We start from the raw sequence: 22,745 nt of genomic DNA, 5'->3' as shown, positions 1-22,745 counted from the left end.
TCGGGCCGGCCTCAATGCCGGCCCTTATTTCTTGGGGGCGCAATGCGCCTGGATTGAATCCCGCGGCCGCGAGCGGCTCCGATGATTTCAATGGCTTCGACAACTTCGACAAATTCACTCGCTTAAATGATTTTGCCGGCTGTAACCCTATCGAAGGTTTTCGCGTGGCGCTGGGGGCGATAGGCCTTCAGCATATCGACCAATGCGGCCGGCTCCTCCGCATGCACCAGCAGATCCGCCTGCTCGCGCCGCAGGAATCGCTCGTTGATCACGTGGTCGAGGAAGCCGATGAGGCCATTGTAAAAGCCGTTCACGTTCAACAGGCCGATCGGCTTTTCATGAAAGCCGAGCTGAGCCCAGGTGTAGACCTCGAACAGTTCCTCCAGAGTGCCGATCCCGCCGGGCATGGCAATGAAGCCATCCGACAGTTCCGCCATCATTGCCTTGCGTTCGTGCATGTCCTTGACGATATGCAGGCGTGTCAGGCCGCCATGGCCGACCTCCTTGTCCATCAGTGCCTTCGGAATGACGCCGGTCGCTTCGCCGCCAAGGCGCAGAACTTCGTCGGCGATCACGCCCATGAGGCCGACATTGCCGCCGCCGTAGACGAGAGCGATATTGTTGTCCACCATGGTTTTGGCGAGCAGGCGGGCGCCTTCCGCATACACGGGAGAGGCGCCGACGGAGGAGCCGCAATAGATACAGATCGATTTCATGGGATGAAGGGTAATCAGGTAGGTCGCGCAAGGCTGCGCGGTGCGAAATGGTTCGACAGGGATGCCAGTATACCGGTTGCGGCAGCCACGACGTGACGCCTACTTCAGCTTCTGCAGATATTCGTCTGCAAGCTTGTTGAACAGGATGCGCGTTTCGCCTCGCAGGTAAGGCACGATCTGCGACAGGACCTGGTAGCAGCCGCGCGCCAAGGCCTCTGCCATGACTTCCTGCTCTGTGTACTTGCGCGGATTGCGCACGTATTCATAAGAAAGCCAGTAGGTGGCCACCACCACCATGTTGGTCGCCAGCGTTTCGATCTCCCGGTCGCTGGCGTCCAGGGCCTGATCCGCGCGCAAGCCGGTGCACAGCTGCTGGGCGACCTGGATCTTGTGCGTCAGGATCTGCTTGAAATGCAGCTCGAGCTTGCGATTGCGCGACAGCAGGTCGCTCAGGTCGCGATAGAAGAAGCGATAGCGCCAGACCAGTTCGAACATCAGGTGCAGGTACTGCCAGACATCCTCAACCGTCGGCCGGCGGTCCGCCGGCACGGCAAGCATGCGTCCGATCTCGGCTTCGAACTGTGCGAACAGCGAATTGACGATATCGTCCTTGTTGCGGAAGTGGTAGTACAGATTGCCGGGCGAAATATCCATTTCCTCGGCAATCACGGTCGTGGTGATGTTCGGCTCCCCGAATTCGTTGAAGAGCCGCAACGACAGTTCGAGGATTCGCTCGCGCGTGCGTCGAGGGGCTTTTTGTTGCATGAGCGCTGGCTCCCATTTCCTGTGTTCATTTCGTGGCAAGGATAACATCGTTGCCGCCATGCGGATAAGCGATGGTAAAGGACAGGCAGGAGGAAAGGTGGCAGGCTGGCAGGGTGACAGGCTGATGGAACACTGTCCTATTCAAGGGAGACAAGAGCAGGCAGGAACGGCAGGCCGCGGGGATGCCGCGACCGTGATCATGTAAATGTAAATTTATTTCTTCGGAAGAATGACCGTATCGATTTCATGGATAACGCCATTGTCGGCCATCAAGTCGCTCTGAATCACGTTGGCGTTGTCCACGGTAACCTTGCCGTTGTCCGAGGTTAATGTAACTTCCTCGCCTTGCACGGTTTTCACCTTGCCTGGCTTGACGTCTGCGACCGTGATCTTGCCCGGGACGATATGGTGGTTCACCAGTTCCGCCAGCTTCTCCTTGTCCTTCATCAGCGTTTGCAAGGTGTCCGGAGGCAGCTTGTTGAACGCGGAGTCGGTTGGTGCGAAGACGGTGTAGGGCCCTGAATTTTTTAGCGTGTTGGACAGGCCCGCAGTTTGGGCCGCGGCAAGAAAGGTCTTGAATGTTGCGCCGGTGGAGGCGGTTTCGACCAGATCCGACGCATGGGCCGGTGACCATGCGATTGACAGGGCGAAAGCAGATGCAACGGCAGCGATCGAACGCTTCATGGGTTACTCCTTGTGACGAAACAATGAACAGGTTCTTTGCGGCATGAAAGGCACCGCATCGCTGGCGGTGAATCGCGTCTTGTCATTCTGTTTTCAAATGTCCGGAAAAGTTCCGGCGATGCCGCTTCCGACCATGCCGGCCGGCATCCGAGCTGATGAAAGACGCTCCCCTGTTGCCTGTTTCGGCGATGCGGTCAGTGGGCTGCGGAGGCGTGGAGAATTTCGTCGATCACGGTCGCCTGGACGCGGAAATGCAATGCCAGCGCGACATGCCCGATTGCATGGAATTCAATGTTCCTGGCGCCTTCAAGGTGGGATGATATTTGCGGCGAGATGATGTTGTCGTGGTGCGAGTAAATCGATACGAATAGCCGGTAGACATCTTCGCTTTCTCCGGCGGCCAGTTGCAGCAGCCAGTCGCTTGCCACGCCCTCCTGCTGGGTTGCATCGTTGGATGCCTTGGTAGCGGAAGCCGTCCAGCGCATCTGCTGCGTGTTGACACCCACCCCGAAATGCGCCAGGGCCGTGCCATGATGGGGTGTGCCGAGGGTAATCGCCTTGGCGATTCTGTGCGGGCCATGGCGGCGGATGTAGGCGCGCGCCGCCAATCCTCCCATGCTGTGGCCGACGACGATGACCTGTGAATGACCGGTATCGCGGCACAGTGCCTCGATGGCGTCATAAATAAGGTCTGCATACTCATCGATGCTGCCGATGACAGGTTCCATGTCGATGGCCTGGTGCGCGATGCGTGCTTCAGTCAAGGCGCGGCTCATGCCGTGCCAGTAACCGCTGTTGCATCCGTAGCCATGGACGAGCAGCACCGGCAGCCCGTGGGGCTGTTCCGGTATGCGCCGCCCGAAACGCCGGAACGGCATGGTCCAGGATGAGCTAAACATGGTGGCCTTGTATTCGCCCAGCAGGAGGCGGGCAGTGGCGAGCGGTCCGAGCCGGTATTGTTCCGGCAGCCTGCTGCGCGTACGCGCGGCGATCCGGAAATTATTGCTTGCGATCAGGAAGCGAACCGCCAGTGCAAAGCCGAGGCCGAAGAGCAGGGCGGACGGCCAGGGCCAGTGCAGTGCGCTCGCCAGGAATGCGGCGATCGACATGATGGCAAGGAACTGCACGAGAAGAATGATTTTGCAAATGCGTGCAACCATGGTTCACCGGGATTCTTGGCGGTTTTCGAGCAGACACGGGTAAATGCTGCCAGTCTGATCGTCCGACATCGGACAGGATGCGTGCGGACAAGGACAATGCCGCCGGTCATGACCGGCGAACGCAATTATGCGGCTGCCTGCGCGGGTGACGGCTTGTCAGCTATTTGCACGACGCGCGTGCCGCTGATCCTGTCATGAAGAAACCGTCGCTGCGGATCGAGATACGCCGTCAGTGCCCAGAGCACGACGTTGGCCAACGGGATCAGGATCAGCATCCAGGCCTTTGCGTTCAGAGCCCATGCAGCCGCCAGGCCGGGCAATATCCATAGCCAGGACAAAAGGTAGCGTCCGAATGCCCGCTTGTATCCCAGGGCCTCGCCTTCTGCCGTAACGATTTTCAGGCGCCAGGTCTTCATGGCGAGCGTTTGTCCGCCGTGGGTCCAGAACCAGATGAAGTAAAGCCCGATCACGACGAACAGCCAGTCCTGCAGCATATTGCGCAGATAGAGGGCATGCTTTTGCTCCAGCAGCGTGGAGAACAGCCAGCCGGCGACGAAGACCACGCCGAACAGCAGCATGGTTTCATAGACCATGCTGGCAAGGCGGCGTCTCAGAGAAGGCGGAGTCGGGGAAGCGGTAAGCGTATCAAGCGGCATGTCTGACTTCTTATTTTGATGGAGCGGCAGCCGGTGAAATCGCCGACTGGCTTGTGACCTTCGGCGTCACCGATTGCTCATGCACCGGTTTCGGCGCCGCCTTGATCGGCGGCAGTGTGGCGCTGGCATTGCGCTGTGCGCTGGGCGAGGGAAGCGTGGTGACGCGCTTCCTGGGAGCGGGGCTGTCGGCCAGTTCCTTTTTCTGATCTTCCGGCAGCTGCTGGTACTTTTCCCACTGCTCGTTTTTCCGGTCGGGACCCAATTGCTTGGCGCGCGCGTAATTCGTACGTGCCGTGCGCCGCTCTTCCGGCGTGAGCTTGACCCAGTCGCGCATGCGCTCATGCATGCGCTGCTGTTCATCCGGCTTCATCGATGCGAACTTGTTGCCGATGGCCAGCCATTTATTCTTTCGAAATCCGTCCAGCCGGTCCCACTCTCCGGACAGCGGGGCCAACGCCTGCTGCTGGGCAGGCGTCAGCTCCGTCCAGAGCGGACGCGCATCCGGCTGTAGCCTTGCCGTATTGCCCGCGGCGGACGGTGCAGGGACATTGGCTGCGGCATTTGCGGCATTTGCGGCATCTGGTGCATTGGTCGCCTGCGCAAATGCAAGCGACGCGACCATGCTGGATGAAATGCAGGCCGCCCGCAGGAGGCGGGCGGCAGTCGAACACAGCATTGGCGGCATCGCTCAGTCGCTCCTGTTTGCCAGGAAGGCATTGAATCCCTGGTCAAGATAGGCGGAAATCGGCAATTCATCGGCAAGCATCTCGGCATCGATCTCGGCCGTGTCGCTGATCCTGCGCTGCTGCTCGAATTGATAGATGCCGGCCAGTCCGAGCGCCACCACGATCACGGGCACTGCAAATCCCATGCCGCCCAGCCAGGCCATTCGGCCGTTCGATACGCTGGCGCCGCCCTGGGTCGAGAGAACCGGGCGCGCGAACAGTGCGCGCAGCGCGGATTCCTTCTTTTTACGGGACACGGCCAGCTTGCGCGCTGCGGCCAGCCTGTCGGTAGTGGGTTGCGGCAGGTGGTCGAGATTTTCATTGAGCGCGTGGCGGATCTTGTACGCGAAATTGAGTTGTCTGGTGTTCATAAGGTGATTCCCTTTGCGCGCAGCGCCTTGGCCAGGGTGTGTGTCGCCCGCGAGCAGTGTGTCTTGACGCTGCCTTCCGAGCAGCCCATCGCCGCGGCGGTTTCGGCGACATCCATATCCTGCCAATAACGCATCAGAAATGCCTCTCGTTGACGCCCCGGCAGCTTCTGTACTTCCTGGTCTATGACTGCCAGCACCTGTTCCCGTTCGACCTTGTCCGCGCTCGATTCGGCGGCTTCGCTGCCTTCTTCGGCCTCGTAGGTTTCCAGGATGTCAAACCCATCGGCGTCCTCGGTCTCCCTGCCGAGTGAAGAAAACAGGCTGACCCAGGTGTCGCGCACCTTTTCCCGCCTGAAGTAATCATGGATCGTGTTCTGCAGGATGCGCTGGAACAGCAGGGGCAGTTCGGCGGGTGGTTTGTCGCCGTATTTCTCGGCGAGCTTGATCATTGCATCTTGAACAATATCAAGAGCCGCCTCATCCTTTCGAACCGCGTATACGGCTTGCTTGAAGGCCCGGCGTTCCACGCTTTCGAGGAAGTCGGAGAGTTCTTTTTCAGTTGCCATCAGGGAGGCGCGGCATTTGTTCTGGTTGCCTGAATGTGTGGGGCAGGACACGCCTGCCGGTATTGGGAGAGAGCTTGATAAAAACAGTGCGCATGCTAACAAAAACGTGCGGAATTGTGCATGGTTTTTGTGAAAACCGCTTGATTTCTAACGGAATTAATGCAATTTAGCTTGACCAAAAGGGTGCAAGCCATTAACGTATCACTCCCTTCCCATCTTGAAGGAATTGTCTTTTCGCGCGGCCCATGATGCCGAATCCCGATCAGACGTGCTTTACTTTTAAAAGCTGTTTGCTCTAACCCACGCCACAAGCGTGAGAAAACCGTAGCGGTACTCCAGATTCCCCGGCTGAACGAGTCGCGTTAAGCGCCATTTTGAATCGCATCTACGGGTGCGCAACGAAATGACGTGACCGCACAAAGAAGGGATGCCCAGGCACTGTTGTCGCGCACGATTTCGCAGGAGAGAGCATCCGATCAATCTCCAATGGACCTTGAAAGGAACCTGGCAATGAGTAGCAATGAAATCACCGGCGCGGAAATGGTTGTCCGCTGCCTGGCGGAAGAGGGCGTCGAACACGTGTTCGGTTATCCCGGCGGCGCAGTTCTCTACATCTACGACGCAATCTTCAATCAAGACAAGTTCCAGCACATCCTGGTACGTCACGAGCAGGCCGCGATCCATGCGGCCGATGCCTATTCCCGCAGTTCGCAGAAGGTCGGCGTCGCCATCGTCACCTCCGGCCCAGGCGTCACCAATGCCGTCACCGGCCTGGCCACCGCCTACATGGATTCGATCCCGATGGTGATCATTTCCGGACAGGTGCCATCGCATGCGATCGGCCAGGATGCGTTCCAGGAGTGCGATACGGTCGGCATCACCCGTCCGTGCGTCAAGCACAACTTCCTGGTCAAGGATGTCAGGGATCTCGCCGCGACGATGAAGAAAGCCTTCTTCATCGCCACGACCGGTCGTCCCGGCCCGGTGTTGGTGGACATTCCCAAGGACATCACGATGCACAAGGCGGCATTCGAGTATCCGAAGGAACTCGAAATGCGCTCCTACAAGCCGGTCGACAAGGGCCATGCCGGCCAGATCCGCAAGGCAGTGCAGCTGCTGCTGTCGGCCGAGCGTCCGATGATCTATACCGGCGGCGGCGTGATCCTCGCCAACGCCTCCGGCGAACTGAACAAGCTGGTCGACAAGCTCGGCTATCCCTGCACCAATACCCTGATGGGGCTGGGCGCGTATCCGGCATCGAGCGACAAGTTCGTCGGCATGCCCGGCATGCACGGCACCTATGAAGCCAACATGGCGATGCAGCACTGCGACGTGCTGATTGCGATCGGCGCGCGCTTCGACGACCGCGTGATCGGCAATCCGAAACATTTCGCGAGCCATCCCCGCAAGATCGTTCACATCGACATCGACCCGTCCTCGATCTCCAAGCGCGTCAAGGTCGACATTCCCATCGTCGGCAACGTCAAGGATGTGCTGGTCGAACTGCTGTCGCAGCTCGATGCCGCTGAAGCGAAGCCGAATGCGCAGGCGTTGTCTGCCTGGTGGCGCCAGATCAACGAATGGCGCGGCCGCGAATGCCTGAAGTTCACGCCCTCCAATGAAGTCATCAAGCCGCAGTCGGTGGTGCAGAAGGTGTGGGAAGTGACCAAGGGCGACGCCTTCATCACCTCCGACGTCGGCCAGCACCAGATGTGGGCCGCGCAATATTACGGCTTCGACAAGCCGCGCCGCTGGATCAATTCCGGCGGCCTGGGAACCATGGGCGTCGGCCTGCCTTACGCAATGGGCGTGCAGATGGCCAATCCGGACGCGACGGTTGCATGCATCACCGGCGAAGCATCGATCCAGATGTGCATCCAGGAACTGGCCACCTGCAAGCAGTATCACCTGACACCCAAGATCATTCTGCTCAACAACCGTTTCCTCGGCATGGTGCGCCAGTGGCAGCAGATCGACTACGGCTCGCGTTACTCCGAGTCGTACATGGATTCACTGCCCGACTTCAACAAGCTGGCGGAGTCCTTCGGCCATGTCGGCATGAAGATCGAGAACCCTCGCGATGTCGACGGCGCGCTGCGCGAAGCCTTCGGCATGAAAGACCGGCTGGTATTCATGAACTTCATCACCGACCAGACCGAGAACGTCTGGCCGATGGTGAAGGCCGGCAAGGGCCTGACTGAAATGCTGCTGGGTTCGGAGGATCTGTAATGCGCCATATCATTTCCGTATTGCTTGAAAACGAAGCCGGCGCGCTGTCGCGCGTGGTCGGCCTGTTCTCCGCCCGCGGCTACAACATCGAGACCCTGACCGTCGCGCCGACCGAAGATGCGACGCTGTCGCGCATGACCATCGTCACCAGCGGATCGGATGACGTGATCGAGCAGATCACCAAGCACCTCAATCGCCTGATCGAAGTGGTCAAGGTCGTCGACCTGACCGAAGGTTCGCACATCGAGCGTGAACTCATGCTCATCAAGGTGCGTGCCGTTGGCAAGGAGCGCGAAGAAATGAAGCGCACCGCGGATATCTTCCGCGGCCGCATCATCGATGTCACCGAGAAGACTTACACCATCGAACTGACGGGTAACAAATCGAAGCTCGATGCCTTCATTGAATCGATCGACCGCACTGCGATCCTGGAAACCGTCCGCACGGGCGGTTCCGGCATCGGCCGCGGCGAGCGCATCCTCAAAGTCTGATACTGCACACCAAACAACTCTAAATACTAAATAACCTGTTAGGAAGATCCATGAAAGTTTTCTACGATAAAGACTGTGACCTGTCGCTCATCAAGGGCAAGAACGTGACCATCATCGGTTACGGTTCCCAGGGCCACGCGCATGCCCAGAACCTGAACGATTCCGGCTGCAAGGTGACAGTCGCGCTGCGCAAGGGCGGCGCTTCCTGGGAAAAGGCGAAGAACGCCGGCCTGAACGTGATGGAAGTCAACGAAGCGGTCAAGGCTGCCGACGTCATCATGATCCTGCTGCCGGACGAGAACATCGCCCAGGTCTACAATGAAAACGTCGCGCCCAACGCGAAGCAGGGTGCAGTCCTGGCATTCGCGCACGGCTTCAACGTCCATTACGGCCAGGTCGTTCCGCGCGCCGACCTCGACGTCATCATGGTGGCGCCGAAAGCTCCGGGCCATACCGTCCGCGGCACCTACACCCAGGGCGGCGGCGTGCCGCACCTGATCGCCGTGTACCAGGACAAGTCCGGCAGCGCGCGCGACGTTGCTCTGTCGTATGCAATGGCCAACGGCGGTGGTCGTGCCGGCATCATCGAGACCAACTTCCGCGAAGAGACCGAGACCGATCTGTTCGGCGAACAGGCAGTTCTGTGCGGCGGTACCGTCGAACTCATCAAGGCAGGTTTCGAGACACTGGTCGAAGCCGGCTATGCACCGGAAATGGCTTACTTCGAGTGCCTGCACGAACTGAAGCTGATTGTCGACCTGATCTATGAAGGCGGCATCGCCAACATGAATTACTCGATCTCGAACAATGCGGAGTATGGTGAGTATGTGACCGGCCCGCGCGTCGTTACCGAAGAGACCAAGAATGCGATGCGCCAGTGCCTGAAGGATATTCAGACCGGCGAATACGCGAAGAGCTTCATTCTCGAGAACAAGGCCGGCGCGCCCACACTGATTTCCCGTCGCCGTCTGACTTCCGAGCACCAGATCGAGCAGGTTGGCGAAAAGCTGCGCGCGATGATGCCTTGGATCAAGAAGAACAAGCTCGTCGACCAGACCAAGAACTAAGGCGGGAACCAAGTTGTAACACTGCTTACCTGCGGTACACAATCGATGTGCCGCGGAAATGTAGAATGCGAGGGGCTGCACGCGGGTGCGGCCCCTTTTCATTGCAGGAGAAATCTGATGCGCCTTGTACTGACTGGAGTCTTGCTGACTTCGATTGCCCTTCATGCCTTGCCGCTTCATGCGCAAAACGCAACCCCGGCCGCGCAGACCAGCGGCACCTTGGTGATCGTGCCGGCGTTCGGCGAAGTCCGGCATGTGAACGATGAGGCCCGCGTGACGTTCATGATCGAGGAACAGGACAAGGACAAGGCAGCGGCCGCTTCACGCGTCAACCTCAAGATGAAGCAGGGCACCGAAATCCTGCGCAAGGAAGACCCCAGGGCGGTGCTCAAGACCGGCGGCTACTATACTTATCCGGTGTATGCCGATGAGGGGCAGCCAAGGCCGATGAACAAGCCGCGCCAGGCCATCGGCTGGCGTGTCGGCCAATCGCTTGATGTCACCACATCCGGTCTTGCCGACCTGCCGCGTACCGTCGCTGCCGTACAGAAAGTCCTGGCATTGAGCGGGCTGCAATTCACGCTGAGTACGGCAACCAGCCGCAAGCTGGAAGAAGAGCGCATCGCTGCGGCGTACGGGAACCTGACCGACCGCATCGCGGCTGTTGCCAAGGCGATGGGGCGCAATGTGTCCGATGCTGTGCTGGAGACCGTGGATTTCGAGGCTTCGGGTGCATTCGCCGAACGCGCGGACATGCGGATGGCCAAACCGATGAGCGCGTCGGCCGGCGGTCCGGCGGTGGAAGATCCCAGTTTCGAACCTGGTGAGACGGTACTCAATACGCGCGTGGTCGGCAAGGTGCGCTTCAAATAGGGTGCGGAGAACGCGACCAGGGCTTGGGCCGGACGGGCGAAAAATCTTTTGGTCCGCCCTGAACGATGTCAAGGGGTTACATTTGGTTGCGCCTCGTCTAGAATAGCCACGCGCTTGCTTTGGGGAATGCCTGTCTCCGGCGGCAACTTCCCGGCACCAGGCAAGTCATCGTGATAGTCGCCGATGAGAACATTTCCATGTTTTCCCAGGTTGCCCTATTTGACTGCACGGTATGAGGTAGAGCGGACAGCGATGGGCTGCGGCGACGGCGCCGGAAATTCTTGGCATCTTTATTCATTGATACGGAAACAGCATGGCAACCTTCAATCGTCGCAAGGCGAAGGGCGGCCCCGGGATATTCCCGAAGGCGCGCTTGAACAAACGGAGCTTGCGCAATGTCATCGGGCGTGGAACCGACGATGACGACTCATCCTTGCCGCCTCCCCGCCGGCGTGGCATTTATCTGCTGCCGAACGCATTTACCACCGCGAACCTGTTTTGCGGATTTTTCGCCATCGTGATGGCTATGAATCTCAAGTTCGACTATGCGGCGGTAGCGATTTTCGCCGCCATGCTGCTCGACAGCGTGGATGGCCGCGTCGCACGGATTACCAATACGCAAAGCGAATTCGGCGCGCAGTATGACAGTCTCTCCGACATGCTCTCATTCGGCGCGGCGCCGGCGCTGGTCGTGTACGAATGGTCGCTGCGCGGTATGGGCAAGCTCGGCTGGCTGGCTGCCTTCGTCTATTGCGCCGGAGCCGCACTGCGGCTGGCCCGTTTCAACACCAATATCGGCGTAGTGGACAAGCGTTACTTTCAGGGTATTCCAAGCCCGGCCGCCGCAGCCCTGGTGACCGGTTTCATCTGGCTGATGGATGACCTGGGTTTTGCCGGTACCGACCTGACATGGTATGCCTGGACCATCACGCTGTACGCCGGACTGACGATGGTGACCAATGTGCCGTTCTACAGTTTCAAGGAAATCAACTTCCGCAAATCGGTTCCGTTCATTGCGATCTTTCTGATCGTACTGGTCTTCGTGCTGATTTCCAGCGACCCGCCGAAGGTGCTGTTCGGCATGTTCGTCCTGTATGGTTTGTCCGGGTACGTAGTGTATTTCTGGCGGCTGTTCAAAGGTAAGCCCGTCAGCATCGTGCAGACTTCGGAATCGGAAACACACGACATCAAGGATTGATGGGATAGCTGCAGGCAGATGCTCAGCAGAAGGAAGGAATAGGGGAGAATGGCAGGCATTTGATATCCGTCTTCTGCCCCGCTTATCGGACTGAAATCATACGAAAGCCGGGCCAGCATGCGCTTATTGCGCTTTGCAGGGAATCCGCTTATAGTTTTTTGCATGTTCCGCGAAATGCATACTCCCGCTTTCCTGTTGTCCGGCGGCCTGCCTGGCCTTCTGCGTTTGCTAGTGCTTCGTTTGCTAGTGCGTTAGCGCGCACATATCCTCCACTTCCCGCGATTCGAACAATTCCAATCCGCCGCGTTCAGCACCGGGAGGCGGAAGACCGATTGTGAAGCCCATTTTTCTATTACCCCCGACAGGAGTGCAGCATGGCCGACAAGTTGATTATTTTTGATACTACCTTGAGAGACGGCGAGCAGTCGCCCGGCGCGTCGATGACCAAGGACGAAAAGATCCGCATCGCCAAGCAACTGGAGCGCCTGCGGGTGGATGTCATCGAAGCAGGGTTCGCGGCGGCGTCGCCGGGGGACTTTGAATCGATCAAGGCCATCGCCGGCATTATCAAGGACTCCACGGTATGCTCGCTTTCGCGTGCGAATGACCGGGACATATCCCGTGCCGCCGAGGCGCTGGCACCCGCCGAGCGCAAGCGGATTCATACCTTCATCGCGACTTCGCCGTTGCACATGGAGAAGAAACTGCGCATGACGCCCGATCAGGTGCTCGAGCAGGCAAAGCTGGCGGTGCGCTTCGCCCGCCAGTTCACGGACGATGTGGAATTCAGCCCGGAAGACGGCAGCCGCTCCGACATGGATTTTCTCTGCAAGGTGATCGAGTCAGTCATCAATGAAGGCGCGCGCACCATCAATTTCGCGGATACGGTCGGCTACGGCGTTCCGGAGCTCTACGGCCAGATGATCAAGACGCTGCGCGAGCGCATCCCGAATTCCGACAAGGCCGTCTGGTCGGTGCACTGCCACAACGACCTCGGCATGGCGGTCGCGAACTCCCTGGCGGGCGTGGTCATCGGCGGCGCGCGGCAAGTGGAGTGCACCATCAACGGCCTCGGCGAACGTGCCGGCAATACGGCTCTCGAAGAAGTCGTGATGGCGGTACGCACCCGGCGCGATCATTTCGGCCTGGACCTGTCTATCGATACCGCGCAGATTGTCCCGGCTTCCAAGCTTGTCTCCCAGATCACCGGATTCGCGGTCCAGCCCAACAAGGCGGTGGTCGGCGCCAATGCATTCGCGCACGCATCGGGCATTCACCAGGACGGCGTGCTCAAGGCGCGGGATACCTATGAAATCATGCGCGCCGAAGATGTCGGCTGGACAGCCAACAAGATCGTCCTTGGCAAGCTGTCGGGTCGCAACGCATTCAAGCAGCGTCTTGAAGAACTCGGAATCGGGCTCGAATCCGAAACCGAACTGAATGCGGCATTCTCTCGCTTCAAGGAACTGGCCGACCGCAAATCGGAAATCTTCGATGAAGATATCATTGCGGTCGTGGCGGACGAGCAGCATTCGCACGACAACGAGTTCTATCGCTTCGTCTCGCTTGCCCAGCGTTCGGAAACAGGGGAGCGGCCGAGCGCCAAGGTGGTCTTTACCATGGACGGCAAGGAACTGAGCTGCTCGGGCGAGGGCAACGGTCCGGTCGATGCTACAGTCAACGCGATCGAAACGGAGGCCAGGAGTGGTGCAGAACTGCTACTCTTCTCGGTCAATGCCATCACTACCGGCACGCAGTCGCAGGGAGAAGTGACGATGCGCCTTTCCAAGTCGGGACGGATCGTCAACGGCGTCGGTGCGGATCCGGATATCGTCGTGGCGTCGGCCAAGGCTTATCTTTCGGCGCTCAACAAGTTGCATTCGAAGGCGGAGCGACTCAATCCGCAGCTTTGACTGCTGCGAGACATCTCATGAAAAACGCCGGCAGATGCCGGCGTTTTTCATATCGAGCGAGCAGGGAGTTCCGGGCTGAAGCCGCAGCTGGGACCGCTCTAGCGCAAGCCAAATCCGCCAAATAGGAAGCGCTCATCCGGATCGAACCTCGGGTCCGGTCCGTTCATCATCTGGCGGACCACCCCGGCACGGTCGAAATGCACATGCATGAGCGAATTCCAGACATTGCTTTCCTTGTACGGATAGGACCAGACCTCGAGATCGCGCAGGGAAAGATACGAGGTTTCGCTCGGCGCGCCTATGGTGCGCAACACAGTGTCCTTGGTCGCCTTGCCAACCTCGATCGAGGCGAATTTTTCGTTGGTGAGCACCTGTTCGAAGGATTTCACCCTGCCGGTCGAATCGATGCGCGCCATGTAGGTTCGCTGGCCCCATGGCCCCTGCATGTATTCATAGATTCTTTCGTTTCCTTCCGTATATCGATTCGTAGGCCGGCCGCGTTTCGCCACGAGGTCAGCCTCGCTGTCGCCGACATTCACGGCGGGCGGCATCAGCGATGCACATCCGGTCAGTATTGCCAAAGTGCATACGGCGCATATTCGCTTGAACATGTTCACCGTCACGGTTTCGCTGGGGAAATGCATGATGTCCTGTCTAAGTATTTGAATTGAGAAGCTATTTCCGATATACTTCGCGTCTTGGTTTTTTTGACCAAGTTTATTTCAAGTGAGCACCTGTTCGAAGGATTTCACCCTGCCGGTCGAATCGATGCGCGCCATGTAGGTTCGCTGGCCCCATGGCCCCTGCATGTATTCATAGATTCTTTCGTTTCCTTCCGTATATCGATTCGTAGGCCGGCCGCGTTTCGCCACGAGGTCAGCCTCGCTGTCGCCGACATTCACGGCGGGCGGCATCAGCGATGCACATCCGGTCAGTATTGCCAAAGTGCATACGGCGCATATTCGCTTGAACATGTTCACCGTCACGGTTTCGCTGGGGAAATGCATGATGTCCTGTCTAAGTATTTGAATTGAGAAGCTATTTCCGATATACTTCGCGTCTTGGTTTTTTTGACCAAGTTTATTTCAAAAATGTTCACGGTGCGCCGGGGTTGCGACTCCTTGCACCGCATGTGAAAGGTAAGTCATGACTGTAGAAAACATCAATAAAGCTGCAATTATCGCGGACAACGCGCGCGGCACCAACGACACAGGCTCTCCGGAAGTGCAGGTTGCGCTCCTGACAGCCCGTATCAACGAACTGAACGGCCATTTCAAGGCCCACTCCAAGGATCACCACTCCCGCCGTGGCCTCATCATGATGGTTAACCGCCGCAAGCGCCTGCTGTCCTACCTGAAGGGCAAGGATGCAAATCGCTATCGCGCACTTATCGAGAAGCTCGGTCTGCGTAAGTAAACTCTTGCGATATTCGCGAGCTTGACTAGAAAAATGCCTGCGTCAGTCTCTGATGCAGGCATTTTGCCATTTGGCGATTTGTGTTTCGTGGTTTCATGCAGTAAAGACGCCGCGTCATGCGTGACGGGTCGTCCGTGGTGAGGTGAACGACAGCGCCTGAAAATCTGTCGGCAAAAATAGAAAGGAAACACCGTGTTCAACAAAGTTACCAAGACCTTCCAATACGGGCAGCATACGGTCACCCTCGAGACTGGCGAAATCGCGCGTCAGGCATCCGGCGCCGTGCTGGTGTCGGTGGAAGACACCGTCGTGCTGGCAACCGTGGTCGCACGCAAGGATGCGAAGCCGGGCCAGGATTTTTTCCCGCTGACCGTCGATTACGTCGAGAAAAGCTATGCGGCAGGCCGCATTCCCGGCGGCTTCTTCAAACGCGAAGGCCGTCCTTCGGAGAAGGAGACACTGACTTCGCGCCTCATCGATCGCCCGATCCGTCCGCTGTTCCCGGAAGGCTATCTGAATGAAGTGCAGGTCATCGTGCATGTCCTGTCGGTAAATCCCGAGATCGATCCTGACATTCCGGCGATGATTGGCGCATCCGCCGCGATCAGCGTTGCCGGTATTCCGTTCAGCGGCCCGCTCGGCGCTGCTCGCGTCGGTTACATCGACGGCCAGTATGTGCTGAACCCAACCGCTTCCCAGATGCCGAAATCGCAAATGGACCTCGTTGTCGCCGGCACTGAACAAGCCGTGCTGATGGTGGAATCCGAAGCCAACCAGCTGTCCGAGGAAGTCATGCTCGGCGCCGTGGTCTACGGCCATGAGCAGATGAAGGCGGTAATCGACGCGATCCACGAACTCGTGCGCGATGGCGGCAAGCCGGAAGTGCAGTGGGCGCCGGCGCCGAAGAACGAAGCCCTGATCGCCCGCGTTACCGAACTGGCCGAAGCGCCCCTGCGCGAAGCCTACCAGACCAAGGACAAGCAGGCGCGCACCGCCAAGCTCAACGAAGTCTCGGCACAACTGAGCGCGGCACTCGCCGAACAGGCTGCCGCCTCCGGCCAGGCAGCCCCGGACAGCGCGGAAGTCGGCAGCATCCTGTTTGACCTTGAAGCGAAGATCGTCCGCTCCCAGATCCTCGAAGGCGAGCCCCGTATCGACGGCCGCGACACCCGCACCGTGCGTCCGATCAGCATCCGCAGCAGCGTGCTTCCGCGCACCCACGGCTCCGCACTGTTCACGCGCGGCGAAACCCAGGCGCTGGTCGTTGCCACGCTGGGCACCGCACGCGACGAGCAGAAGATCGATGCGCTGATGGGCGAATACTCCGACCGCTTCATGCTCCACTACAACATGCCCCCGTTCGCCACCGGTGAAACCGGTCGCGTCGGTACGCCTAAGCGTCGCGAAATCGGCCACGGCCGCCTTGCCAAGCGTGCGCTGCAGGCGGCATTGCCGTCGCCGGAAGAGTTCAGCTATTCGGTGCGCCTGGTTTCCGAGATTACCGAATCCAACGGTTCGTCCTCGATGGCATCGGTGTGCGGCGGCTGCCTGGCGCTGATGGATGCGGGTGTGCCGATGAAGGCGCATGTCGCCGGTATCGCAATGGGCCTGATCAAGGATGGCGGCAAGTTCGCTGTTCTCACCGACATCCTCGGCGACGAAGATCACCTCGGCGACATGGACTTCAAGGTGGCCGGCACGGCCAGCGGCATCACTGCGCTGCAGATGGACATCAAGATCCAGGGCATCACCAAGGAAATCATGCAGGTCGCGCTGGCGCAAGCCAAGGAAGGCCGCATGCACATCCTGGCCAAGATGCAGGAAGCACTGCCGTCCGGCAAGGCGGAGCTGTCCGACTTCGCGCCGCGCCTGATTACCATCAAGATCAATCCGGAAAAGATCCGCGACGTGATCGGCAAGGGCGGTGCGGTCATTCGCGCACTGACAGAAGAGACCGGCACGCAGATTGATATCAGCGACGAAGGCATTGTGACCATTGCTTCGGTGGACGCGGCAGCGGGCCAGGAAGCGAAGCGCCGCATCGAGGAACTGACGGCGTCGGTCGAAGTAGGCAAGAGCTATGACGGCGTCGTGCTCAAGCTGCTTGATTTCGGCGCGATCGTACAGGTCATGCCGGGCAAGGATGGCTTGCTGCACATCAGCCAGATCGCCAACGAGCGTGTCAATGCGGTTGCCGACTACCTGAAAGAGGGCCAGCAGGTTCGCGTGAAGGTGCTCGAAACAGATGACCGCGGACGCCTGAAGCTGTCGATGAAGGCTGCTGCCGCTGAAGAGGCGGGCGCCGGTCAGCAACAGCAACAGCAGCAGCAATAAGCGCATCCGAGTCGCCGCGATTGCCGGCGACGCATCCCGATGCAGAAACCGCCCCCGACGAAAGTCCGGGCGGTTTTTTTATTGCACTTTCCTAGCGCGCATGGATCCGGGGTGCCCTGGTCTTTTCCTTCCGTTCGGCCGGAAGGAAGACTTGTTCCGCATCGAGCCCGCCCTCGCTGGCGATCTGCGCCGTGGAGGGGGGGGGCGCAGGAGCGGAATGCGCGATTCGCGTAAAATGCCTTTTCCACATTGACAGGATTATCATGAAAGCGATCGAGATCACACGTCCTGGCGCGCCCGACGTGCTTCAGCTGTGCGAGCGCCCCGTACCCGCTTTGAAAGACGGGGAAGTCCTCATCAAGGTCCATGCGGCCGGCATCAATCGTCCCGATGTACTCCAGCGGCTGGGCCACTATCCCGTGCCGCCGGGGGCATCGGACCTGCCCGGACTGGAAGTGGCCGGCGAGATCGTCGACGGCAAACTCGATGGCACCGGATTCGTCAAGGGGCAGCTGGTTTGCGCGCTGGTCCAGGGCGGCGGCTACGCTGAATACTGCGCGGCCCCGGTTCGCCAGTGCCTGCCGGTTCCCAAGGGCTTGAGCGCAGTCGAGGCGGCGTCGCTGCCCGAAACTTTCTTTACCGTGTGGAGCAATGCATTCGATCGCGCGGGACTTGCCGGCGATGAAACCCTGCTGGTGCAGGGCGGAACTTCGGGAATCGGAGTCACCGCGATTCAGCTGGCTGCCGCCATGGGGCACCGGGTGTTCGCCACTGCGGGCAGTGAGGAAAAGCGGCTCGCCTGCGAGCGGCTCGGCGCGACCCGTGGAATCAATTACCGGGCCGAGGATTTCGTGGACGTGATCAAGGCGGAAACCGGGGGCAAGGGCGTTAACGTGGTGCTCGACATGGTCGCCGGCGACTATGTCAATCGCGAGATTGATTGTTTGGCCGACGACGGCCGTATTGTCATCATTGCCCTGCTGGGCGGTGCCAAGGCGAATGTCGATCTGGCGCAGATACTGCGCCGTAGGCTCTCAATCACCGGTTCAACACTGCGTCCCCGCCCCATCGAATTCAAGGCCGCCATTGCAAACAAGCTTGTCGAGAATGTATGGCCGCTCATCGAGGCGGGCAAGATCAAGCCGGTAATTCATAGCGTCTTCCCACTTGATCAGGCCGCGCAAGCCCACACATTGATGGAAAGTAGTACCCATGTCGGCAAGATCGTTCTGAAAGTTGAATAATTGAACGGTTGATTCGTCGAGTAGGAGCAGGCTGGCGTAAAATTATTTATGCCAGCCGGGTACCCTTGAGGAACGTCAAGCGCTTGTCCATGGTCATAGATTGTTGCTTGGGTTTGACCGGGCATGTTGCGGCGCGCTAGAATCAAGGGTTATCGAATTTTTAGGCCCCTATGCGTCGCAAACTCATCGCCGGAAACTGGAAAATGAATGGCAGCCTCGCTGCCAATGCCGTCCTGCTCGACGGGATCAAAAGCGAACTTCCGCAAGCGTCATGTGACGTTGCGATATGCGCGCCGGCCCCGTATCTGGCGCAATGCAAATCGGTGCTTACGGGCACGCCTGTCAGCTGGGGTGCTCAGGATGTTTCCGAGCATGAGTCGGGCGCATACACCGGTGAAGTTGCCGCCGCAATGCTGACCGACTTCGGTTGTACCTATGTCATCGTTGGACATTCGGAGCGCCGTTCCTATCACGGCGAGACCAGCGAGCGGGTTGCAGCGAAGGCGGCGCGGGCCATCAAGTCGGGGCTGGTGCCGATCGTGTGCGTCGGCGAGTCTCTTGAGGAGCGGGAGGCAGGCAAGACGGATTCGGTCGTTGGCGCACAGCTGGATGCGGTATTGTCAGTGCTCGGCGCGGATGGCTGCGGCAAGATGGTGATCGCGTATGAGCCGGTATGGGCAATCGGTACCGGCAAGACCGCAACGCCGCAGATGGCGCAGGATGTCCACGCGGTATTGCGAGCGCGCGTCGCAGCACTGAATCCCGCTGCAGCGGAGACCGTTCAGATTCTGTACGGCGGCAGCATGAAGCCGGACAATGCAAGGGAACTGCTCGCAATGCAGGACATCGACGGCGGCCTGATCGGTGGTGCCGCCCTCAAGGCAGCCGACTTTCTGGCCATCATCCGGTCCGCATAAGCTCTGCGCAAGCAGAACAGGTTTTTATCAAGTATTGGAAAGCATGTAATGAACGTATTGTTCACATTGATTGTTGTGGTGCAAGTCATCTCCGCGCTGGTGATCATCGGCCTTGTGCTGGTGCAGCATGGAAAGGGCGCAGACATGGGGGCGGCTTTTGGTTCCGGCGCCTCCGGAAGCCTTTTCGGTGCAACCGGCTCCTCGAACTTCCTTTCGAAGTCGACAGGTGTTGCAGCTGTCATCTTTTTCTCTGCAACGCTTGCATTGGCCTTCATCGGCAGCAAGCGTGGCCCGGTAACGGGCGGCGTCATGGACAACCTGCCTGCTCCAGCTTCAAGCGTGCCGGCGCCGAATGCTCCTGCGGGTACCGTCAATCCTGCGCCAGCGGCGCCTGCCCCGGCAGGTAATGCAGGACAGGCAAACCAGATTCCGAAATAGTTTTATTGGGCTTGGTCGCCGGCAATTGTGCGTTGAACAAATGCGGTGAAACAGAGTAAAATAGCAGTCTCAGCCGACGTGGTGAAATTGGTAGACACGCTATCTTGAGGGGGTAGTGGCGAAAGCTGTGCGAGTTCGAGTCTCGCCGTCGGCACCAATAATCTAAAGCCAGCAAGGGGTATCCCGAGCTGGCTTTTTATCGAGGACATTTGGTTTGATTTGCCAATCATTCATTTAACCAACATCCACTTCCTATCGTGAACCTCGAAAATTATTTCCCCATACTTTTATTCATTCTTGTCGGCATTGGCGTCGGCGTAGTTCCACAGGTGCTGGGCCGAGTGCTGGCGCCGCACAAGCCGGACGCGGAAAAGCTGTCACCGTACGAGTGCGGCTTCGAGGCATTTGAAGATGCGCGCATGAAGTTCGATGTGCGCTACTACCTCGTCGCCATTCTTTTCATTTTGTTCGATCTGGAAACCGCATTTTTCTTCCCCTGGGGCGTCGCGATGCGCGACCTCGGATGGCAGGGCTTCCTGACGATGATGGTGTTCATCGCCGAATTCGTCGTGGGCTTCTGGTACATCTGGAAGAAGGGCGCACTGGATTGGGAGTAAGTCATGGCTATTGATGGTGTTTTGAACGAAGGTTTTGTTACGACGACGGCTGACAAGCTGATCAATTGGACGCGTACCGGTTCGCTGTGGCCGATGACGTTCGGTCTGGCCTGCTGTGCGGTCGAAATGATGCATGCCGGCGCCTCGCGCTACGATCTGGATCGCTTCGGCATCGTGTTCCGCCCGTCGCCGCGCCAGTCGGATGTGATGATTGTTGCAGGCACCCTGTGCAACAAAATGGCGCCCGCGCTGCGCAAGGTCTATGACCAGATGGCAGAGCCGCGCTGGGTCATCTCCATGGGCACCTGCGCCAACGGCGGCGGCTATTACCACTATTCGTATTCCGTCGTGCGCGGCTGCGATCGCATCGTGCCAGTGGATGTGTACGTGCCGGGCTGTCCGCCGACCGCCGAAGCACTCCTCTACGGCATTCTTCAGCTGCAGAACAAGATCAAGCGCACCAATACGATTGCGCGCTAACAGGTCGCGCTAAAGAGATATGACGACAAAAATTGAAACCCTTGAAGCTGCGGTGCGCAATGCGCTCGGCGGTCAGATCCAGGATCTCAAGGTGGCATTGGGAGAGGTGACGATCGTTGTCCCCGCCTCCGATTATCTATCCGCGATGCGCGTACTGCGCGATCATGCCGACCTGCGTTTCGAAGAGCTGATCGATCTGTGCGGCGTCGATTACTCAACATATGGCGACGGTGCATGGGACGGTCCGCGTTTCGCGGTGGTCTCGCACCTGCTTTCGGTCACCCATAACTGGCGCATTCGCGTCCGCGTGTTCGCGCCCGACGATGACATGCCCGTCCTGGCTTCGCTGGTCGACACCTGGTCGGCGGCGAACTGGTATGAGCGCGAGGCATTCGATTTCTTCGGCATCCTGTTCGAGGGTCATAACGACCTGCGCCGCATCCTAACCGACTACGGCTTCATCGGACATCCTTTCCGCAAGGATTTCCCGGTGTCCGGCTACGTCGAGATGCGCTACGACGCCGAGCAAAGACGAGTGATTTACCAACCCGTGACGATTGAACCGCGTGAAATCATTCCGCGTGTGATTCGCGAAGAGAAATACGGGATGAAATAATGGCTGAGATTAAGAATTACACACTGAACTTCGGTCCGCAGCATCCGGCGGCGCACGGCGTGCTGCGCCTCGTGCTCGAGCTCGACGGCGAAGTGATCCAGCGTGCCGACCCGCACATCGGCCTGCTGCACCGAGCGACCGAAAAACTCGCCGAGCAGAAGACCTTCCTCCAGTCTGTTCCCTACATGGATCGCCTGGACTACGTGTCGATGATGTGCAACGAGCACGGCTACGTTCTCGCAATCGAAAAACTGCTCGGCATCGATGTTCCGCTGCGCGCGCAGTACATCCGCGTGATGTTCGACGAGATCACACGCATTTTGAATCACCTGCTTTGGATCGGTGCGCACGGTCTCGACGTCGGCGCGATGGCAGTCTTCCTGTACGCTTTCCGCGAACGCGAAGACCTGATGGATTGCTACGAAGCGGTGTCCGGTGCGCGCATGCACGCAGCCTACTACCGTCCCGGCGGCGTCTATCGCGACCTGCCCGACACCATGCCCCAGTACAAGGCATCGGCTGTCCGCAACGAAAAGGCGATCCGGCAGCTGAATGAAAACCGCCAGGGTTCGCTGCTCGATTTCATCGAGGATTTCACGAACCGTTTCCCCGGCTATGTAGACGAGTATGAAACCCTGCTCACGGATAACCGTATCTGGAAGCAGCGCCTCGTCGGCATCGGCGTAGTCACACCCGAAAGGGCGAAGGCGATGGGCTTCACCGGCCCGATGCTGCGCGGTTCAGGTATCGCATGGGATCTGCGCAAGAAGCAGCCGTACGAAGTGTATGATCTGCTCGACTTCGACATCCCGGTCGGCGTCAACGGCGATTGCTACGACCGCTACCTGGTCCGCATTGAGGAGATGCGCCAGTCGAATCGCATCATCAAGCAATGCATCGAATGGCTGCGCAACAATCCAGGCCCGGTGATGACCGACAACCACAAGGTCGCCCCGCCGTCGCGCGTCAACATGAAGTCCAACATGGAAGAGCTGATTCACCACTTCAAGCTTTTCACCGAGGGTTTCCATGTACCGGAAGGCGAGGCCTATGCCGCCGTGGAGCATCCGAAAGGCGAGTTCGGCGTCTACTTGATTTCCGATGGAGCGAACAAACCTTATCGCTTGAAGATCCGCGCTCCGGGCTTTCCGCACCTGCAGGGACTGGACGAAATGGCCAAGGGCCATATGATTGCGGACGCAGTAACGATCATCGGCACGCAAGATATCGTGTTCGGTGAGATTGACCGATAACCGCGCAGAGACTGCG

Annotated in this window: 25 protein-coding genes and 1 tRNA gene; 16 read left to right on the top strand and 10 right to left on the bottom strand. The window is 58.8% G+C overall.

Features of this window, described 5'->3' with window-relative positions; translation table 11 throughout:
• Nucleotides 1-122 precede the first annotated feature (122 nt).
• The 8 genes from RY831_RS17925 to RY831_RS17890 all read right to left on the bottom strand — a co-directional run bounded on the left by RY831_RS17925 (nt 123) and on the right by RY831_RS17890 (nt 5,643).
• Nucleotides 123-716 carry an LOG family protein gene (locus RY831_RS17925; RefSeq protein ID WP_326507748.1) on the bottom strand — a complete coding sequence of 198 codons (594 nt, stop codon included), beginning with the start codon at nt 714-716 and terminating at the stop codon, nt 123-125.
• Nucleotides 717-815: 99 nt separating this feature from the next.
• Complete coding sequence (locus RY831_RS17920; protein ID WP_326507747.1) at nt 816-1,481, bottom strand: TetR/AcrR family transcriptional regulator; 666 nt, start codon at nt 1,479-1,481, stop codon at nt 816-818.
• Nucleotides 1,482-1,694: 213 nt separating this feature from the next.
• On the bottom strand, nt 1,695-2,165 hold the full coding sequence (locus RY831_RS17915; RefSeq protein WP_326507746.1) for a fasciclin domain-containing protein: 471 nt from the start codon (nt 2,163-2,165) through the stop codon (nt 1,695-1,697).
• Between the two features lie 194 nt (nt 2,166-2,359).
• Entirely contained in the window at nt 2,360-3,325 is a 966-nt protein-coding gene (locus RY831_RS17910; RefSeq protein ID WP_326507745.1) for an alpha/beta fold hydrolase, read from the bottom strand.
• A gap of 125 nt (nt 3,326-3,450) precedes the next feature.
• On the bottom strand, nt 3,451-3,981 hold the full coding sequence (locus RY831_RS17905) for an RDD family protein (protein ID WP_326507744.1): 531 nt from the start codon (nt 3,979-3,981) through the stop codon (nt 3,451-3,453).
• Between the two features lie 10 nt (nt 3,982-3,991).
• Nucleotides 3,992-4,666, bottom strand: a complete 675-nt coding sequence (locus tag RY831_RS17900) for a DUF3106 domain-containing protein (protein ID WP_326507743.1) — start codon at nt 4,664-4,666, stop codon at nt 3,992-3,994.
• Nucleotides 4,667-4,669: 3 nt separating this feature from the next.
• Nucleotides 4,670-5,077: a DUF3619 family protein gene (locus RY831_RS17895; RefSeq protein ID WP_326507742.1), complete on the bottom strand. Its 408-nt coding sequence runs from the start codon at nt 5,075-5,077 to the stop codon at nt 4,670-4,672.
• On the bottom strand, nt 5,074-5,643 hold the full coding sequence (locus tag RY831_RS17890) for an RNA polymerase sigma factor (RefSeq protein WP_326507741.1): 570 nt from the start codon (nt 5,641-5,643) through the stop codon (nt 5,074-5,076). The genes RY831_RS17895 and RY831_RS17890 overlap by 4 nt, the downstream gene beginning before the upstream one ends.
• Before the next feature lie 510 nt (nt 5,644-6,153).
• On the opposite strand from RY831_RS17890, the gene RY831_RS17885 reads away from it, so the two are divergent.
• From RY831_RS17885 to RY831_RS17860, 6 genes are all read left to right on the top strand, one after another.
• Complete coding sequence (locus tag RY831_RS17885) at nt 6,154-7,872, top strand: acetolactate synthase 3 catalytic subunit (RefSeq protein ID WP_326507740.1); 1,719 nt, start codon at nt 6,154-6,156, stop codon at nt 7,870-7,872.
• On the top strand, nt 7,872-8,363 hold the full coding sequence (ilvN, locus tag RY831_RS17880) for an acetolactate synthase small subunit (protein WP_326507739.1): 492 nt from the start codon (nt 7,872-7,874) through the stop codon (nt 8,361-8,363). Before RY831_RS17885 ends, ilvN begins: the two co-directional genes overlap by 1 nt.
• 50 nt (nt 8,364-8,413) lie before the next feature.
• Nucleotides 8,414-9,430: a ketol-acid reductoisomerase gene (gene ilvC / locus RY831_RS17875; protein WP_326507738.1), complete on the top strand. Its 1,017-nt coding sequence runs from the start codon at nt 8,414-8,416 to the stop codon at nt 9,428-9,430.
• A 117-nt stretch (nt 9,431-9,547) separates the two neighbouring features.
• A complete protein-coding gene (locus tag RY831_RS17870) occupies nt 9,548-10,303 on the top strand; it encodes an SIMPL domain-containing protein (protein WP_326507737.1) in 756 nt (251 codons plus the stop codon).
• Nucleotides 10,304-10,616: 313 nt separating this feature from the next.
• Nucleotides 10,617-11,501, top strand: a complete 885-nt coding sequence (gene pssA, locus RY831_RS17865) for a CDP-diacylglycerol--serine O-phosphatidyltransferase (protein WP_326507736.1) — start codon at nt 10,617-10,619, stop codon at nt 11,499-11,501.
• Between the two features lie 374 nt (nt 11,502-11,875).
• A complete protein-coding gene (locus RY831_RS17860) occupies nt 11,876-13,414 on the top strand; it encodes a 2-isopropylmalate synthase (protein WP_326507735.1) in 1,539 nt (512 codons plus the stop codon).
• Between the two features lie 98 nt (nt 13,415-13,512).
• On the opposite strand, the gene bamE is transcribed toward RY831_RS17860, so the two are convergent.
• Both bamE and RY831_RS17850 read right to left on the bottom strand, forming a co-directional pair.
• Entirely contained in the window at nt 13,513-14,058 is a 546-nt protein-coding gene (bamE, locus tag RY831_RS17855) for an outer membrane protein assembly factor BamE domain-containing protein (RefSeq protein ID WP_326507734.1), read from the bottom strand.
• A 78-nt stretch (nt 14,059-14,136) separates the two neighbouring features.
• Nucleotides 14,137-14,421 (bottom strand): hypothetical protein, encoded by a 285-nt coding sequence (locus tag RY831_RS17850; protein ID WP_326507733.1) that lies wholly within the window; start codon nt 14,419-14,421, stop codon nt 14,137-14,139.
• Nucleotides 14,422-14,560: 139 nt separating this feature from the next.
• Here RY831_RS17850 and rpsO point away from each other — a divergent pair, with 139 nt between their 5' ends.
• The 10 genes from rpsO (at nt 14,561) to RY831_RS17800 (ending at nt 22,729) form a co-directional block, all read left to right on the top strand.
• Entirely contained in the window at nt 14,561-14,830 is a 270-nt protein-coding gene (gene rpsO, locus RY831_RS17845; RefSeq protein WP_326507732.1) for a 30S ribosomal protein S15, read from the top strand.
• Between the two features lie 192 nt (nt 14,831-15,022).
• Nucleotides 15,023-17,164 carry a polyribonucleotide nucleotidyltransferase gene (gene pnp / locus RY831_RS17840; protein ID WP_326507731.1) on the top strand — a complete coding sequence of 714 codons (2,142 nt, stop codon included), beginning with the start codon at nt 15,023-15,025 and terminating at the stop codon, nt 17,162-17,164.
• A gap of 263 nt (nt 17,165-17,427) precedes the next feature.
• A complete protein-coding gene (locus RY831_RS17835) occupies nt 17,428-18,408 on the top strand; it encodes an NAD(P)H-quinone oxidoreductase (protein ID WP_326507730.1) in 981 nt (326 codons plus the stop codon).
• 170 nt (nt 18,409-18,578) lie between these two features.
• Nucleotides 18,579-19,325 carry a triose-phosphate isomerase gene (gene tpiA / locus RY831_RS17830; RefSeq protein WP_326507729.1) on the top strand — a complete coding sequence of 249 codons (747 nt, stop codon included), beginning with the start codon at nt 18,579-18,581 and terminating at the stop codon, nt 19,323-19,325.
• A 48-nt stretch (nt 19,326-19,373) separates the two neighbouring features.
• Nucleotides 19,374-19,763, top strand: a complete 390-nt coding sequence (gene secG, locus RY831_RS17825) for a preprotein translocase subunit SecG (RefSeq protein WP_326507728.1) — start codon at nt 19,374-19,376, stop codon at nt 19,761-19,763.
• 72 nt (nt 19,764-19,835) lie between these two features.
• Nucleotides 19,836-19,920, top strand: a tRNA-Leu gene (locus tag RY831_RS17820).
• 100 nt (nt 19,921-20,020) lie between these two features.
• The gene (locus RY831_RS17815) at nt 20,021-20,380 is read left to right on the top strand and encodes an NADH-quinone oxidoreductase subunit A (RefSeq protein ID WP_326507727.1); all 360 of its coding nucleotides are present in this window, start codon (nt 20,021-20,023) and stop codon (nt 20,378-20,380) included.
• 3 nt (nt 20,381-20,383) lie between these two features.
• Nucleotides 20,384-20,860, top strand: coding sequence for a NuoB/complex I 20 kDa subunit family protein (locus RY831_RS17810; RefSeq protein ID WP_326507726.1), 477 nt, complete (start codon nt 20,384-20,386; stop codon nt 20,858-20,860).
• Nucleotides 20,861-20,879: 19 nt separating this feature from the next.
• The gene (locus RY831_RS17805; protein ID WP_326507725.1) at nt 20,880-21,476 is read left to right on the top strand and encodes an NADH-quinone oxidoreductase subunit C; all 597 of its coding nucleotides are present in this window, start codon (nt 20,880-20,882) and stop codon (nt 21,474-21,476) included.
• Nucleotides 21,476-22,729: an NADH-quinone oxidoreductase subunit D gene (locus RY831_RS17800; RefSeq protein WP_326507724.1), complete on the top strand. Its 1,254-nt coding sequence runs from the start codon at nt 21,476-21,478 to the stop codon at nt 22,727-22,729. The genes RY831_RS17805 and RY831_RS17800 overlap by 1 nt, the downstream gene beginning before the upstream one ends.
• Nucleotides 22,730-22,745 lie beyond the last annotated feature (16 nt).

Source organism: Noviherbaspirillum album, from assembly GCF_035916955.1.
GTDB lineage: Bacteria > Pseudomonadota > Gammaproteobacteria > Burkholderiales > Burkholderiaceae_D > Noviherbaspirillum > Noviherbaspirillum album.
The sequence above is the reverse complement of the archived record's forward strand: the minus strand, read 5'-3'. Positions and strand labels throughout refer to the sequence as shown.

Coding starts and splice junctions, on each gene's coding strand:
- RY831_RS17925 (WP_326507748.1), bottom strand. CDS start 716: ATGAAATCGATCTGTATCTATTGCGGCTCCTCCGTCGGCGCCTCTCCC.
- RY831_RS17920 (WP_326507747.1), bottom strand. CDS start 1,481: ATGCAACAAAAAGCCCCTCGACGCACGCGCGAGCGAATCCTCGAACTG.
- RY831_RS17915 (WP_326507746.1), bottom strand. CDS start 2,165: ATGAAGCGTTCGATCGCTGCCGTTGCATCTGCTTTCGCCCTGTCAATC.
- RY831_RS17910 (WP_326507745.1), bottom strand. CDS start 3,325: ATGGTTGCACGCATTTGCAAAATCATTCTTCTCGTGCAGTTCCTTGCC.
- RY831_RS17905 (WP_326507744.1), bottom strand. CDS start 3,981: ATGCCGCTTGATACGCTTACCGCTTCCCCGACTCCGCCTTCTCTGAGA.
- RY831_RS17900 (WP_326507743.1), bottom strand. CDS start 4,666: ATGCCGCCAATGCTGTGTTCGACTGCCGCCCGCCTCCTGCGGGCGGCC.
- RY831_RS17895 (WP_326507742.1), bottom strand. CDS start 5,077: ATGAACACCAGACAACTCAATTTCGCGTACAAGATCCGCCACGCGCTC.
- RY831_RS17890 (WP_326507741.1), bottom strand. CDS start 5,643: ATGGCAACTGAAAAAGAACTCTCCGACTTCCTCGAAAGCGTGGAACGC.
- RY831_RS17885 (WP_326507740.1), top strand. CDS start 6,154: ATGAGTAGCAATGAAATCACCGGCGCGGAAATGGTTGTCCGCTGCCTG.
- ilvN (WP_326507739.1), top strand. CDS start 7,872: ATGCGCCATATCATTTCCGTATTGCTTGAAAACGAAGCCGGCGCGCTG.
- ilvC (WP_326507738.1), top strand. CDS start 8,414: ATGAAAGTTTTCTACGATAAAGACTGTGACCTGTCGCTCATCAAGGGC.
- RY831_RS17870 (WP_326507737.1), top strand. CDS start 9,548: ATGCGCCTTGTACTGACTGGAGTCTTGCTGACTTCGATTGCCCTTCAT.
- pssA (WP_326507736.1), top strand. CDS start 10,617: ATGGCAACCTTCAATCGTCGCAAGGCGAAGGGCGGCCCCGGGATATTC.
- RY831_RS17860 (WP_326507735.1), top strand. CDS start 11,876: ATGGCCGACAAGTTGATTATTTTTGATACTACCTTGAGAGACGGCGAG.
- bamE (WP_326507734.1), bottom strand. CDS start 14,058: ATGCATTTCCCCAGCGAAACCGTGACGGTGAACATGTTCAAGCGAATA.
- RY831_RS17850 (WP_326507733.1), bottom strand. CDS start 14,421: ATGCATTTCCCCAGCGAAACCGTGACGGTGAACATGTTCAAGCGAATA.
- rpsO (WP_326507732.1), top strand. CDS start 14,561: ATGACTGTAGAAAACATCAATAAAGCTGCAATTATCGCGGACAACGCG.
- RY831_RS17835 (WP_326507730.1), top strand. CDS start 17,428: ATGAAAGCGATCGAGATCACACGTCCTGGCGCGCCCGACGTGCTTCAG.
- tpiA (WP_326507729.1), top strand. CDS start 18,579: ATGCGTCGCAAACTCATCGCCGGAAACTGGAAAATGAATGGCAGCCTC.
- secG (WP_326507728.1), top strand. CDS start 19,374: ATGAACGTATTGTTCACATTGATTGTTGTGGTGCAAGTCATCTCCGCG.
- RY831_RS17810 (WP_326507726.1), top strand. CDS start 20,384: ATGGCTATTGATGGTGTTTTGAACGAAGGTTTTGTTACGACGACGGCT.
- RY831_RS17805 (WP_326507725.1), top strand. CDS start 20,880: ATGACGACAAAAATTGAAACCCTTGAAGCTGCGGTGCGCAATGCGCTC.
- RY831_RS17800 (WP_326507724.1), top strand. CDS start 21,476: ATGGCTGAGATTAAGAATTACACACTGAACTTCGGTCCGCAGCATCCG.